The organism is Neoluteolibacter marinus, assembly GCF_014904755.1.
Lineage (GTDB): Bacteria > Verrucomicrobiota > Verrucomicrobiia > Verrucomicrobiales > Akkermansiaceae > Haloferula > Haloferula marina.
Genome location: NZ_JACZFQ010000285.1, coordinates 1 through 603, shown reverse-complemented (window position 1 = coordinate 603; position 603 = coordinate 1). Strand labels below are relative to the sequence as shown.

The following is a 603-nucleotide window of genomic DNA, read 5'->3' as shown; positions in this document are numbered from 1 at the left end:
GGTCAGCAGCCATGCGGGGGCTTCCAACTGCGCAGCTACAGCGATCACGATCATGCCTACTCCTGCGGAACTTAGCCCGACAACGATGCAAGAACGCGCTCCCCAGCGCCCCAAGAGGCGGGGCACGATGGTCACGGCGGCGATGAGTGCCACGGCAAGGGGCAGGAGTAGCAGACCGGCTTCCAGTGGGGAAAGACCGACTTCATCCTGTAGGTAGAACGTGAACAGCAGGAATGATGTCGAAAGCGCCGCGCTCAGTAGTGCAGTCGCAAGATTTGCTCGCACCCGTGTTCGGTTATGGAAGAAGGTCAGAGGAACCAGAGGATTCGCGGCTCGGCGTTCCACTGTGACGAACAGGCCTGCGGCGACACTCGCTCCTACCAGCGCGGCGATTGCTAGCCATGGCAGATTCCCGGTGTTCTCTCCGGCTTCGACCACCCCGAATGCGAACAGCAGGGGTGCGCTCGTCAGCAGAATCGATCCAAGGAAATCCAACGGGGCGCGCTCTGGTTTCTGGTCGCGTGGCAGGAGGACGACCGTGGCGAGCAGTACGAACAGAATGAATGGAACCGCGATGAGGAAGATCCATCGCCACCCCAGGTG

1 protein-coding gene is annotated in these 603 nt (G+C 61.0%); it reads right to left on the bottom strand.

Translation table 11 applies throughout. The features are described from left to right. A partial coding sequence (locus IG178_RS24875) for an MFS transporter (RefSeq protein WP_193215256.1) occupies window positions 1–603 on the bottom strand: 603 nt, incomplete at both ends.